This is a genomic window from Enterobacter sp. QK-SA4 (assembly GCF_056856775.1).
The window spans coordinates 2,223,863-2,236,527 of the sequence record NZ_JBXFXH010000007.1 but is presented as its reverse complement, the minus strand read 5'-3'; the positions used below and the strand labels follow the sequence as shown (position 1 = coordinate 2,236,527).

Here is a 12,665-nt window from a genome sequence, read left to right as displayed (position 1 = left end):
TAAGGAACATTTAAGATGAAACTTAAATTAGTTGCAGTGGCAGTGACTTCCATGTTGGCAGCAGGCGTTGTAAACGCGGCTGAAATTTATAACAAAGACGGTAACAAGCTGGATCTGTACGGTAAAGTAACAGGTCTGCACTATTTCTCTGATGATACTGATAACGACGGCGATAAAACTTACGTTCGTCTGGGCTTCAAAGGCGAAACCCAGATCAACGATCAGCTTTCCGGTTACGGCCAGTGGGAATATGAGTTCAAAGGCAACCGTTCTGAATCACAGGGCTCTGACGGCAACAAAACCCGTCTGGCCTTCGCGGGTCTGAAATTCAACGAATTCGGTTCATTCGACTACGGTCGTAACTACGGTGTTGCTTACGACATCGGCGCGTGGACTGACGTTCTGCCAGAGTTCGGTGGTGATACCTGGACTCAGACCGATGGCTTTATGACTGGCCGTACGACTGGCGTTGCAACCTACCGTAACACTGACTTCTTCGGTCTGGTTGACGGTCTGAACGTTGCCGCTCAGTACCAGGGTAAAAACGACCGTAACGACATCACCGAAGCGAACGGTGACGGCTGGGGTCTGTCTTCTACCTATGAAATGGACGGTTTCGGTGTCGGTGCAACCTACGCGAAATCTGACCGTACTGACCGTCAGGTTGCTGCAGGTCGCGTCGCTAACACCGTTAACGCTGGCGGTGAGAACGCAGAAGTATGGGCTGCTGGCCTTAAATACGATGCGAACAACATCTATCTGGCAACCACCTACTCTGAAACCCGCAACATGACCAACTTCGGTGACGGTTATATCGCGAACAAAGCTCAGAACTTCGAAGTTGTTGCTCAGTACCAGTTCGACTTCGGCCTGCGTCCATCCATCGCTTACCTGAAATCCAAAGGTAAAGACCTGGGTTCATACGGCGACCAGGATCTGGTTGAATACGTTGACGTTGGCGCGAGCTACTACTTCAACAAAAACATGTCTACCTATGTTGATTACAAAATCAACCTGGTTGACGACAACAGCTTCACCAAAGCAACTGGCGTTGCTACCGACAACATCGTAGCTGTAGGCCTGACCTACCAGTTCTAAGATTTGTCACGATAAAAGGCCAGCCCATGCGGCTGGCTTTTTTTATACGGATTTCTGGCGTCAACAAGGAGTACGCCATGCACATATTCAAAGGACGCTGCTTGTGCGGAATGAGTCAGTTCAGCGTGAGCCTCAATAATTTTGACGTATACGCATGTCACTGCACCCAATGCCAGAAGTGGTCGGGCGGCATTGCCATGTATCTTGAGCCGCAGGGCGAACCGCTTCTTGAGCAAGACTCTATCGCCCCTTCTCATTTCGCGTCATCGGCGCGCGGTGAACGCTGGTTCTGTCCCGGCTGCGGCTGCCCGCTGTGGTTCAAACTGACCTCCACGTCGCGCTATTTCATTCCCTGGACGCTGCTTGAGATGGGCGAAGATGAGCGACGCCGGCTGGTGCTCGCCGCGGAAATCTACACCGAAACCCAGCCCGCTTTTTTTGGCCTGACCGGGCAATACGCACGCTACAGCGGTTCGGAAATTGAAGCGCTTGATAAGCACTGCCTGCTTACGCCGTAAGCGGTTCGACGCCTGCAGCCCGACGAAGCCAGTTTTGCAGCAGCTTACCGTCCTCGGTCATCTCTGAATCGGCACGCGTGCAGAGATAATAGTCGCGCCCGTCGTCAATGGGTAAGTCAAATATCTTAACCAGCTCGCCGCTCTCAAGATAAGGCGCGATCAGCGGCTCGCGCATCAGCGCGCAGCCCAGCCCGGCCTGTACGCCCGCCAGCGTCAACAGTCCGTCTTCAAACAAAGGGCCGCTGCGCCGCAGAGATCGTTTTACCCCCTGCAACTGAAACCACTGCGGCCAGCTGGTGCGCTCCTCATCATGCAGCAGCGGCATTTGCAGCAGTTGCTCAGGCGTATCGATATGGCCATGAATGCGCAAAAACGCGCGGCTGCACACCGGCACCATCTGTCCGGAAATCAGCTTTTCGCTCTGATAGCCCGCCCACTGGCCGTTACCAAAACGAATCGACATATCCGACGCATCGCTCAGATAGTTACGATGGTTGGCATACACAACGTTGATCTCGGTCTGCGGGTTGGCACGCATAAAATCAGGCAGACGCGGGATAAACCACCCCATGCCAAAAAGCGGGATCAGGCTGATGGTGACCTGACGCGTTTGCGCCTGCTCGGCCAGATGCTCCGTTGCCTGGCGCAGCACGTTAAACGCAGCACGGATCGAGCGGTAATATTCACGTCCGTGCTGGCTCAGCACCAGCCTGCGCCCCTGACGTTCCGTCAGCGGCATTTGCAGATACCCTTCGAGGACCTTGAGCTGATGACTGACCGCCGACGGTGAGATATCCAGTTCCTGCGCGGCCAGCGTGACGCTGCCCAGCCGGGCGATGGCCTCAAAGGCCCGGACGGCGCGAAGCGGCGGGTCGTTTGCCAGACGGCTGTCTGCATACGCAGACAAAGCTGACGATTGTTCTGTTTTATTCATATGTTGATTTCTTTAGGCTTTTTACCTGAAAATACCATTGCTTTATCTTTATATAAATCATAAAGATAAAGCAATAGCGGTTTATCATAAGAAATAATATATGTGTATTTTACAATTTAATTCATTTATCGGATGGTAGCCGCAGAAAAAAGACTTTGCGGGAACAGACGTTGGATACACTCATACAACAACTGATCAACGGTGTGATGCTGGGCAGCATTTACGCGCTGATCGCGCTGGGCTATACCATGGTGTATGGCATCTTGCGCATTATTAACTTTGCTCACGGCGATATTCTGATGGTCGGTGCGCTCACCACCCTTTCCTCCATTAACGCCCTGAACGCCACTTTCCCTCACATGCCGCTGCTGTTGCAGCTTGGCGTTGCCCTGGTGATTGCCATGGCCGTTTGCGCCCTGCTGGCAATGGCCGTGGAGCGCTTTGCCTATCGTCGACTGCGCAACGCCCCGCGCCTGGCGCCGCTTATCTCCGGCATCGGCGTTTCGGTCCTGCTACAAACCGTGGCGATGATCATCTGGACGCGCAACCCGCTGATGTTCCCGCAGATCCTGCCCATGGAACCGATCGCCGTGACGTCAGGAAGTGACATACATCCCCCTGCCATTGTCACTGTCACGGGTATCGTCACCGTTGTCCTGGCGCTGGCGGTGATGACCGGGCTGTGGCTATTGGTGGAATACACCCGCCTGGGCCGGGGCATGCGCGCCGTGGCGGAAAACCCGCGCGTTGCCACGCTGATGGGGGTTAACCCCAATGCCATTATTACCCTGACGTTCGCCATTGGCGGCGTGTTCGCCGCGCTGGCAGGCGTCATGATGGCGAGCAACTACGGCAACGCCAGCTTCTCGATGGGCTTTTTGCCCGGGATCAAAGCCTTTACCGCCGCCGTGCTGGGGGGCATTGGCAACATTCGTGGCGCCATGATTGGCGGGATCCTGCTCGGCATTATCGAAGCGCTGGGCGCAGGTTACCTGGGTGAACTGACCCACGGCGTCTTCGGCAGCAACTATCAGGACGTCTTTGCCTTCATGGTTCTGATTCTGGTGCTGGTCTTCCGTCCGGCAGGCCTGCTGGGCGAGCGCGTAGCGCACAGGGCGTGAGGGAAACAATGACAACGCTTCAACTACAAACCCCGGCGGCGACGCGCAAATTCTGGTCAGGCATGACGCTTTTTTGCCTCGCGCTGCTGGTTGCGCCCGTGGTGGCCACGCAGCTTGGCGGCAACTACTGGGTGCGTGTTATCGACTTCGCCCTGCTCTACATCATGCTGGCGCTGGGGCTCAATATTGTGGTGGGCTATACCGGCCTGCTGGACATGGGCTTTATCGCCTTTTACGCGGTCGGCGCCTATCTCGCCGCGCTGTTGGCCTCGCCGCACCTGCTGGAGGTGTTTCCGATCCTCAACGTCTGGTTCCCGGACGGGCTGCACACCTCATATCTGCTGATTATTCCGCTGGCGGCGCTCGTCGCTGCGGTCTGCGGCATTTTACTGGGCGCTCCCACGCTGAAGCTGCGCGGGGACTACCTGGCGATAGTGACCCTCGGCTTTGGCGAAATCATCCGCATCCTGATACGCAACCTCGACCGTCCGGTGAACATCACCAACGGTGCGAAGGGCATTACCGGGGTGGATACGCTGAATCTGTTCGGCCTGAAGTTTAGCGGCGTATACCACTGGTTAGGTTTCAAAGTGCCCGCCCTGTGGCTGTGGTACTACCTGCTGATGCTGGTGATTGTGGCGATTATTTTTGTCTGCCTGCGTCTGCAGCATTCCCGTATTGGTCGCGCCTGGCACGCCATCCGTGAAGATGAGGATGTGGCCCGCGCGATGGGCATCAACGTGCGTAACTATAAGCTGCTGGCCTTTGCGATGGGTGCCTCTTTTGGCGGCGTGGCGGGTGCCCTGTTCGGCGCGTTTCAGGGCTTTGTCTCCCCGGAGTCCTTCACGTTACAGGAATCCATTGCCGTGCTGGCGATGGTGGTGCTGGGCGGGATGGGACACATTCCGGGCGTGATCCTCGGCGCGGTACTGCTTACCGCCCTGCCGGAACTGCTGCGCAGTCAGGCAGCTCCGGTTCAGCAGGCGCTGTTCGGTACGGTACTGATTGACCCGGAAGTGCTGCGTCAGCTGTTCTACGGCCTGGCGCTGGTGCTGGTCATGCTGGTGCGTCCTGCCGGGATCTGGCCGGTACGCCACAAGGAGGTGAATACATGAGTCTGTTAACCGTACGCAACATGTCCAAACGCTTCGGCGGGCTTACCGCCGTGGATGACGTTTCGATCGCCGTGAACAAGGGCGAGATCTACGGCCTGATTGGTCCTAACGGGGCGGGAAAAACCACCTGTTTTAACCTGATCACCGGGCTTTATCCGGCGGACAGCGGTGAATTTTCAATTGCCGACAAGCCCTATTTCCCAAAGCACATTGAGAAAGTCACCGCCGCCGGGATCGCACGCACCTTCCAGAATGTGCGCCTCTTTAACGACATGTCGGTGCTGGAAAACGTGATGGTGGGCCGCCACGTGCGCACCCGTAACGGCCTGTGGGCCGCGCTGAGCCGTCACAAACGAGCTCGCGAAGAAGAGAAACAGACTCGAGAACTGGCCTGGCACTGGCTGGAGTACACCGGCATTGCGAAGTTCGCCCACTACCGCGCCTGCGATCTGGCCTATGGTCATCAGCGCCGTCTGGAGATTGCCCGCGCGCTGGCAACAGATCCGCTGCTGCTGGCGCTGGACGAACCCGCCGCCGGGATGAACGCGGCGGAAAAAGTGGCGCTCGGCGAGCTGCTTATCCGACTGCGCGATGACGGCAAAACCCTGCTGATGATTGAACATGACGTCAAGCTGGTGATGGGCATCTGCGATCGCCTGACGGTGCTTGATTACGGCAAAACGCTCGCCAGCGGCACGCCGGAGAGCGTGCGTCGAGACCCGGCAGTGATCGCCGCCTGGCTTGGAGGCAACGCCCATGTCTGAATTACTGAAGGTGGAACGTGTGGACGTGCATTACGGCGGCATTCAGGCCGTACGCGATGTCTCTTTTACCCTGCACGAGGGCGAACAGGCTACGCTGATCGGCGCGAACGGCGCGGGGAAAAGCTCCACCGTGCGCGCCATTACCGGGCTGGAAAACTTTAGCGGCCGTATTGAATTCAACGGTAAAGCGGTGCGTAAACAGAGCCCGGAGACCCTGCTTCGCGACGGGCTGGTGATGGTCCCGGAAGGCCGGGGGATCTTCTCCCGAATGACGGTGCTGGAAAACCTGCAGATGGGTGCCTGGCTCAGGCGTGACACTGTCACCGTCAGGCGCGAGATGAACGAGATCTTCGAGCGCTTCCCGCGCCTGGGCGAGCGCCAGCATCAGCTTGCCGGGCTGCTGTCCGGCGGCGAGCAACAGCTGCTGGCCCTTAACCGCGCCCTGCTCAGCCGCCCGCGCCTGCTGATCCTCGACGAACCCTCGATGGGCCTCGCGCCGAAGATGGTTGAAAACATTTTTGCCGTCATTGCCGGCCTGCGCGAGCGCGGCGTTGCCCTGCTGCTCATCGAACAAAACGCCCGTCTCGCGCTGGAAGTCACCGACAGCGCGTGGGTGATGGACAGCGGCAGCATTGTTCATCATGGCGAATCGAAAGCGCTGCTCAATGACGACCAGATTGCACAGATTTATTTGGGCGAAATGCCCGTTTAACCACACCAGCCAACATCAGGGAAATACAATGAAAACAGTAAAAATCAGTGCGCTCAGCGCCGCTATCCTCCTCGGCAGTTTTGCCTCGACGGCCGCGTGGGCCGCTGACAGCGAAACCGTGGTTATCGGTCTCGCGGGCCCGCTCACCGGCCCGTCTGCCCGTATCGGTAAGGATCTGGAGAACGGCGCGCAGCTGGCCATTGACGACATTAACAAGCAGCACCCGACCATCGGCGGCAAAGCGGTGACCTTCAAACTACAGTCCGACCCGCGCACCGCCGTGGCCGTTGCGCAGCGTCTGGTAGATAGCGGCGTGGCGGGCGTTGTCGGCCACTGGAACACGGGCACCAGTATTCCAGCCGCACGCGTCTATCACGATGCGGGCATCGCCCAAGTGGCACCGGTCGCGACCGGTCACGCCTATACCAAACAGGGTTTTGATACCAGCTTCCGCGTGATGGGCCACGACGACGACGGCGGTCAGCTAGCCGGTCAGTACGCGGTTAATACGCTGAAAGCCAAACGCATTGCGGTGATCGACGACCGTACCGCCTTTGGTCAGGGACTGGCGGACCAGTTTATTAAATCGCTTGAAGCGCAGGGCGTGAAGGTTGTCGATCGTCAGTACGTTGATGACAAAACGGTGGACTTCAGCGCCGTGCTGACCGCCATCCGCAGTAAAAACGCCGATCTGATCTTCTTCGGCGGCGTCGACAGCCAGGCCGCACCGCTGGCGCGTCGTATCAAACAGCTGGGCACGAACGCCACCCTGATGGGCGCAGGCGGATTTGTCAGCCAGACGTTCCTGCAGCTGGCGCAGAAAGAAGGCGAAGGCGTGGTCGCGCTGGAGCCGGGTCTGCCCGTTGACCAGATGCCGGGTGGAAAGGCATTCGAACAGGCCTACCAGTCGCGCTACCACACCCATATCGAACTGCACGCCCCGTTCGCCTATGACGCCACCCGCGTGCTGGTTGCGGCGATGGAAAAAGCAGACTCCGTTGAGCCGTCCGACTATCTGCCCGCCCTGCGCGCCATCAGCTACTCCGGCGTCACCGGCCAGATCGCGTTTGATAAAGAAGGTAACCTGAAATCGCCGTCCTTCACCGTTTACAAAGTTGTCGACGGCAAATGGCAGCCGCAAACCGTGCTGGGTGGCGCAAAAGCGAAGTAACGCAGCGAGGGCAATGTGATGAGTGATAATAACGAGCTGGGCATTCTCGCCCGCCGCAAAATTGAAGCAGAAATTATAAAGCCAATTTATGAAATCCTGGTGCGCGAGATAGGGAAAACCCGCGCCCAGGCGGTCATTGGCGAGGCCATTGAGCAGGCCGCGATTGACGCTGGCAAAGCGTTTGCCAGCAAAGAACCCAACGGCACGGACGTAAAGAGCTTCATCGCCCTGCAGTATCTGTGGGAAAAAGATAACGCGCTTGACGTGAAGGTGATCGACGCCGACGACCAGCAGTACAACTACAACGTGACCCGCTGTCGCTACGCGGAGATGTACCACGAAATGGGGCTGGGCGAGATTGGTCATCTGCTCTCCTGCGCGCGGGATGAAAAATTCATCGTTGGCTATGCGCCGGACGTTGAGCTAACCCGCACCACCACCATCATGCAGGGCGGTGCGTGCTGTGATTTCCGCTACCGCAGCAGCAAGGACAAGCCATGATCCGCGTCAACGCCGAACGGCTGTGGTCAACGCTTGAGATGATGGCGCAGATCGGCGGCACGCCCGCCGGCGGCGTGACCCGTCTGGCGCTGAGCGAGGAAGATCGTATTGCGCGTAACCTGCTGCGCGACTGGGCGCTGGACGCGGGTTTCACCTGCGACGTCGACAGCATGGGCAATATGTTTATCCGTCGCGCGGGGAAAAACCCGCAGCTTGCCCCGGTCATGACGGGTTCACATGTGGATACCCAGCCGCTGGGCGGTAACTACGACGGGGTTTACGGCGTGCTGGCCGGGCTGGAGCTGCTGCGAACCCTTAACGACCATAACGTTGAAACTGAACGTGACGTTGTGCTGGTGAACTGGACTAACGAAGAAGGCGCGCGCTTTGCGCCGGCCATGCTCTCTTCAGGGGTCTGGACGGGACAGTTTAGCGAAGCGTACGCGCATGCCCGCGCGGATAACGAAGGCACTACCGTGGGCGAAGCGCTGGAGAGCATTGGCTACCGGGGTGAAACCCCTGCCCGTTCGTTTCCCGTTCACGCCTGCTACGAACTGCACATCGAACAGGGTCCGATCCTGGAAGATGAAGCCATCGATATCGGGTTAGTCCGCGCGGCAATGGGCCAGCGCTGGTTTACCCTGACGCTGGACGGATTTGCCGCCCATGCAGGAACGACGCCGATGCACAGCCGCCGCGACGCGCTGACCGCCTTTGCCGAGCTGGCGCTGAAGGTAGAAGAGATTGGCTACCGGCATGCGCCGGACGGACGCGCGACGATCGGTATGGCGAAGGTTACGCCAAACTCGCGCAACGTCGTGCCGTCTCGCGTGGAATGCAGCGTTGAGTTTCGCCATCCGGCGCAGGCGGCTCTGGAAGCCATGGAAGCGGCGCTGCATAAGGTTGCTGAAAGCCTCAGCCTGCGCGGCGTCGCTGCTGCCGTTGAGCGCATTTTTGACTACGCACCCATCGCGTTTGATGCCGAATGCCTGGCGCGTTCGGAGAAGGCCGTGGCGGAACTGGGCTATTCGTCGAAACCGATGGTCTCCGGTGCGGGACACGACGCCTGCTATGTCAGCAAAATGGCGCCCGCCAGCATGATCTTTATCCCCTGCGTGAAAGGCATCAGCCATAACGAAGCGGAGAGGATCCTGCCGGAGTGGTCGGAGAAAGGGGCGAATGTGCTATTGCATAGCGTCCTGTCCGCGGCCCTTGAGAAATAGAACGGTGCGAAAGCAGACGAGCTCTGCTTTCGCCAGAATCTACACGGCAACGCGTCGGCTGATTTCGACAACCCGATCGCTGGGAAGGTGATAGTGGTTAATGACGTGCGTACAGTTGCGCTTCATGAACGCAAAGATGTGCCGTTGCCAGGCCGCCATGCCTCCCTCACCCTCGCCTGCCACAATGGTTTCATGCCCGACATACCAGGTGGCGTCGTCCGTGGCAAAAAGCGCGTTAATCTCGCTGACCCCCTGCAACAAACGCGGGATGTCCGGATGTTCCATAAAACCATACTGCGCCACGCCGTGCCAGTAGCCCGGCGCACGCTGCTCTACCCTGATGCGTTGTTCTTCCCCCACGTAGGGAACATTCAGAATATCAATGGTAAGCGACAACACGTCCTGCTGAAGCGCCCGGTTTCGCGCGACGTGCCAGCGCATGACCGGCGGAATATTGTTCTGTGTCCGGGTCAAAAAGACGGCGGAGCCAGCCACTCTTGGCACCGTCTTTTGCTGAAGCTGGGCAAAGAACGCATCCACGCTGACGCCCTTCTCGCCCACCGATGCGGATACCGCCTTAACGCCGCGGTGCCAGATCAGCATCACCGTACAAATCGCTGCGGCCATCAGCAGCGGAATATAGCCGCCCTCCAGGACCTTAATCAGATTGGCAAATAAGAAGGTGGCATCAATCACCAGGAAGCAGAGGGCAATCACCGCGCTGCTGGCCAGGCTCCAGCGCCACACTTCGCGCATTGCCACAAACAGCAGCCCCGTGGTCATCAGCATGGTTAACGACACGGCAATGCCGTACGCGGCGGCGAGCTTATCGGAGGATTTAAAGAACACCACCAGCCCGATGGTTACCCCCATCAGCAGCCAGTTGATTATCCCGATATAAATCTGACCGTAGCTTTCCGCCGCCGTCTGCTTGATGCGTAATCGGGGTAACCAGCCAAGCTGTATGGCCTGGCGCGTCATGGAAAAAGCGCCGGTGATAATCGCCTGACTGGCGATTATCGTCGCCAGCGCGGCAAGAATGATGAGCGGAACCTGGAGCACAGGCGGACAGAGCGTGTAGAAAAGGTTTTGCTTGCTGTCGGCACCGGCCAGAATCAGCGCTGACTGGCCGGCATAGTTGAGCAGCAGCGAAGGAAAGACGATGCCGTACCAGGCAAGCCAGATGGGCTTTTTGCCAAAATGCCCCATGTCTGCATACAGGGCCTCGGCACCCGTCACGCAGAGAAAAACGCCGCCCAGGACCAGAAAACTGGTGTACCCGTTCGAAAACAAAAACGCGATGCCGTACGCAGGGTTGAGGGCCAGCAATACCGAGGGATGTTGAACGATCCCCCGCACGCCCAGCGCAGCAATCGCCAAAAACCAAACCGCCATAACCGGGCCAAATATTTTCCCTATGCGAGCAGTACCAAAAGGCTGAAGAAGAAACAGCGCCAGCAGGACCGCCACCGTCAGGGGCAATATGTACGGCTGAGATTCAGGAATGACCATCTCCAGCCCTTCAAGAGCAGAAAGCACGGAGATTGCCGGGGTTATCGCGCCGTCACCGTAAATCAGCGCTGCGCCAATCAGGGCGGCAAAAATAACCCAGCGCCCGCCTTTGCCTTTCTCCACCAGAAGCGACATTAAGGCCATGATGCCCCCCTCGCCATGATTATCAATTCGCATGGCAAAGGCGGCATATTTTATGGACGTTACCAGGATGAGTGTCCAGGTAATCAGGGAGAGCAGGCCCAGGATGACGCCGGGCGTAGGGTCATGCTCAGAGAGCGACAGCACCGTGCGGAAGGTATAGAGCGGGCTGGTGCCGATATCACCAAAAACGACGCCCAGCGCGCCTCCTGCAAGCAGGGTTAACCGGGAGAGCGGTTGGGACGGTTCACTGCTGTGGCGAGGGCTCATATTTTCCAGCAAGAGTCAGATAATCCTTTAAAAAACATAGCCCATCTGCCCCACCCGCGCCAACCGCGCGCCCTGTATTACTGCGGCTTGGCCTTCGCCAGGCTAAACCAGATCCCCACTGCCAACAGCAGCAGCATTCCGCCCGCGCAGCCCAGCGCCACGCTGTGCGAAGTGATAAACGCGCTTTTCGCCGCCTCAATCACCGACTCCGCCAGCGTCGGGGTCAGATCCTGCGCCACCTTCATCGCCTCACCAATGGATGACGAGGCTTTATCTGCGAGCGAGGCGTTCAGCCCCTGCGGCAGGTCAATCGACGCCGAGAAGCTGCGGGTCAACAGCAGACCAAAGATGGCGATCCCCAGCCCGGCGCCCAGCTCATAGGACATGGTTTCAATCGCCCCTGCCGCGGCGGCCTTCTCTTTCGGCGCAGCGGCCATAATCGCCGAGGTCGAGGCCAGCAGCGCGCTGGCGGCGCTGAAGCCGAGCAGAACCATCAGGGCAGAAGCCAGCAGCTGCTGCGTGCTGAAGTCGAGCATCGACAGGCCGATAAAGCTGACGGCGCTGAGCCCCATTCCGCCAGCCGCCACAATGCGCAGACCGAGACGACCCACCAGCACACCCGCGATCGGTCCGCTAAACCCGCTCGCCACCATCAGCGGCAGCATGAACATTCCCGCTTCAAACGGCGTAAAGCCATGAACAAACTGCAGCTCCTGGGCCATCAGCAGCTCAAACCCGACCAGGGCAATCATGGCGGTCATCGCCATCACCACGCCGCTTAAAATGATGCGATGGCAGAACAGACGCATGTCGATCATCGGCACGCGGGCGCGGAGCTGAATACGCACGAAGATAAACAGCAGCACCGAGCCGGTCACCAGCGCGGACGCGACCACCCACGGTGACAGAACGCCTTTTAGCGCGGTTTTCGCACTGTAGACCAGCAGCAAAATCGCCACAATCAGCATAATGGCATGGCTGATATTCAGCGGCTGCTCCTGACGCCCCTTCTGAGGAGGCACCAAACGCGCTGCCAGCGAAACCACCACCAGCACGATCGGCACGTTGATTAAAAACACCGATCCCCAGTAAAAATGCTCGAGCAGCATACCGCCAATCAGCGGGCCAAACGCCGCGCCACCGGAGCCCACCGCAGCCCAGACGCCGAGCGCAATGTTACGATCCCGCGCGTCGATAAACAGCGTGCGGATGCCAGCCAGCGTGGCCGGAATAATCATCGCCGCGCCGATTGCCAGCGAGGCGCGCGCCGCAATCAGCCACCCTGCTGACGGGGCAAACGCTGCCGCCAGCGACGACAGGCCAAACAGCGTGCTGCCAATCATGAGCAGTCGTTTAAAACCAATGCGGTCACCCAGGGCGCCCATCGGCAGCACCATTCCCGCCATCACCAGCGAGTAAATATCGATGATCCACAGCAATTCATTGCCGCTGGCGCCCAGCGTCATGCTCAATGTCGGCGCCGCCACGTGCAGCACCGTCGCGTCGATCGCCACCGGGATATACACCAGCACGATAATCACTAACGCTAACCACTGACGAAACATAAATTTCCTTTTCTTTTAAA

General features: G+C 58.5%; 12 protein-coding genes. 9 read left to right on the top strand and 3 right to left on the bottom strand.

Going from position 1 to position 12,665, the window contains the following annotated elements; translation table 11 throughout:
• Nucleotides 1–15: 15 nt before the first annotated feature.
• Entirely contained in the window at nucleotides 16–1,098 is a 1,083-nt protein-coding gene (ompC, locus tag AC1VYI_RS12195) for a porin OmpC (protein ID WP_023311940.1), read from the top strand.
• 77 nt (nucleotides 1,099–1,175) lie between these two features.
• Nucleotides 1,176–1,616: a GFA family protein gene (locus AC1VYI_RS12190; protein WP_045399961.1), complete on the top strand. Its 441-nt coding sequence runs from the start codon at nucleotides 1,176–1,178 to the stop codon at nucleotides 1,614–1,616.
• On the opposite strand, the gene AC1VYI_RS12185 is transcribed toward AC1VYI_RS12190, so the two are convergent.
• Complete coding sequence (locus AC1VYI_RS12185) at nucleotides 1,606–2,550, bottom strand: LysR substrate-binding domain-containing protein (RefSeq protein WP_045399962.1); 945 nt, start codon at nucleotides 2,548–2,550, stop codon at nucleotides 1,606–1,608. The genes AC1VYI_RS12190 and AC1VYI_RS12185 overlap by 11 nt on opposite strands.
• A 170-nt stretch (nucleotides 2,551–2,720) precedes the next feature.
• Between AC1VYI_RS12185 and AC1VYI_RS12180 the strand changes: the two genes are divergently transcribed.
• The 7 genes from AC1VYI_RS12180 to AC1VYI_RS12150 are packed head-to-tail and all read left to right on the top strand — an operon-like array spanning nucleotide 2,721 to nucleotide 9,157.
• On the top strand, nucleotides 2,721–3,671 hold the full coding sequence (locus tag AC1VYI_RS12180) for a branched-chain amino acid ABC transporter permease (RefSeq protein WP_134866152.1): 951 nt from the start codon (nucleotides 2,721–2,723) through the stop codon (nucleotides 3,669–3,671).
• Between the two features lie 8 nt (nucleotides 3,672–3,679).
• Nucleotides 3,680–4,786 carry a branched-chain amino acid ABC transporter permease gene (locus AC1VYI_RS12175; protein WP_226483849.1) on the top strand — a complete coding sequence of 369 codons (1,107 nt, stop codon included), beginning with the start codon at nucleotides 3,680–3,682 and terminating at the stop codon, nucleotides 4,784–4,786.
• The gene (locus tag AC1VYI_RS12170) at nucleotides 4,783–5,550 is read left to right on the top strand and encodes an ABC transporter ATP-binding protein (RefSeq protein ID WP_039262838.1); all 768 of its coding nucleotides are present in this window, start codon (nucleotides 4,783–4,785) and stop codon (nucleotides 5,548–5,550) included. Before AC1VYI_RS12175 ends, AC1VYI_RS12170 begins: the two co-directional genes overlap by 4 nt.
• Nucleotides 5,543–6,262: an ABC transporter ATP-binding protein gene (locus AC1VYI_RS12165; RefSeq protein ID WP_134866150.1), complete on the top strand. Its 720-nt coding sequence runs from the start codon at nucleotides 5,543–5,545 to the stop codon at nucleotides 6,260–6,262. The genes AC1VYI_RS12170 and AC1VYI_RS12165 overlap by 8 nt, the downstream gene beginning before the upstream one ends.
• Before the next feature lie 28 nt (nucleotides 6,263–6,290).
• Nucleotides 6,291–7,433, top strand: coding sequence for a branched-chain amino acid ABC transporter substrate-binding protein (locus AC1VYI_RS12160; RefSeq protein WP_134866149.1), 1,143 nt, complete (start codon nucleotides 6,291–6,293; stop codon nucleotides 7,431–7,433).
• Between the two features lie 18 nt (nucleotides 7,434–7,451).
• Nucleotides 7,452–7,934: an L-2-amino-thiazoline-4-carboxylic acid hydrolase gene (locus AC1VYI_RS12155; RefSeq protein WP_134866148.1), complete on the top strand. Its 483-nt coding sequence runs from the start codon at nucleotides 7,452–7,454 to the stop codon at nucleotides 7,932–7,934.
• Nucleotides 7,931–9,157 (top strand): Zn-dependent hydrolase, encoded by a 1,227-nt coding sequence (locus AC1VYI_RS12150; RefSeq protein WP_226483851.1) that lies wholly within the window; start codon nucleotides 7,931–7,933, stop codon nucleotides 9,155–9,157. The genes AC1VYI_RS12155 and AC1VYI_RS12150 overlap by 4 nt, the downstream gene beginning before the upstream one ends.
• Nucleotides 9,158–9,196: 39 nt before the next feature.
• Here the strand turns inward: AC1VYI_RS12150 and AC1VYI_RS12145 are convergent, their stop codons facing one another.
• A complete protein-coding gene (locus AC1VYI_RS12145) occupies nucleotides 9,197–11,080 on the bottom strand; it encodes a potassium transporter Kup (RefSeq protein WP_134866147.1) in 1,884 nt (627 codons plus the stop codon).
• Nucleotides 11,081–11,157: 77 nt separating this feature from the next.
• Nucleotides 11,158–12,645 carry an MFS transporter gene (locus tag AC1VYI_RS12140; protein ID WP_134866146.1) on the bottom strand — a complete coding sequence of 496 codons (1,488 nt, stop codon included), beginning with the start codon at nucleotides 12,643–12,645 and terminating at the stop codon, nucleotides 11,158–11,160.
• Nucleotides 12,646–12,665: the final 20 nt, after the last annotated feature.

Bases quoted from the DNA above. Each gene is read 5' to 3' on its own strand.
- ompC (WP_023311940.1), top strand. From the start codon at position 16: ATGAAACTTAAATTAGTTGCAGTGGCAGTGACTTCCATGTTGGCAGCA.
- AC1VYI_RS12190 (WP_045399961.1), top strand. From the start codon at position 1,176: ATGCACATATTCAAAGGACGCTGCTTGTGCGGAATGAGTCAGTTCAGC.
- AC1VYI_RS12185 (WP_045399962.1), bottom strand. From the start codon at position 2,550: ATGAATAAAACAGAACAATCGTCAGCTTTGTCTGCGTATGCAGACAGC.
- AC1VYI_RS12175 (WP_226483849.1), top strand. From the start codon at position 3,680: ATGACAACGCTTCAACTACAAACCCCGGCGGCGACGCGCAAATTCTGG.
- AC1VYI_RS12170 (WP_039262838.1), top strand. From the start codon at position 4,783: ATGAGTCTGTTAACCGTACGCAACATGTCCAAACGCTTCGGCGGGCTT.
- AC1VYI_RS12165 (WP_134866150.1), top strand. From the start codon at position 5,543: ATGTCTGAATTACTGAAGGTGGAACGTGTGGACGTGCATTACGGCGGC.
- AC1VYI_RS12160 (WP_134866149.1), top strand. From the start codon at position 6,291: ATGAAAACAGTAAAAATCAGTGCGCTCAGCGCCGCTATCCTCCTCGGC.
- AC1VYI_RS12155 (WP_134866148.1), top strand. From the start codon at position 7,452: ATGAGTGATAATAACGAGCTGGGCATTCTCGCCCGCCGCAAAATTGAA.
- AC1VYI_RS12150 (WP_226483851.1), top strand. From the start codon at position 7,931: ATGATCCGCGTCAACGCCGAACGGCTGTGGTCAACGCTTGAGATGATG.
- AC1VYI_RS12145 (WP_134866147.1), bottom strand. From the start codon at position 11,080: ATGAGCCCTCGCCACAGCAGTGAACCGTCCCAACCGCTCTCCCGGTTA.
- AC1VYI_RS12140 (WP_134866146.1), bottom strand. From the start codon at position 12,645: ATGTTTCGTCAGTGGTTAGCGTTAGTGATTATCGTGCTGGTGTATATC.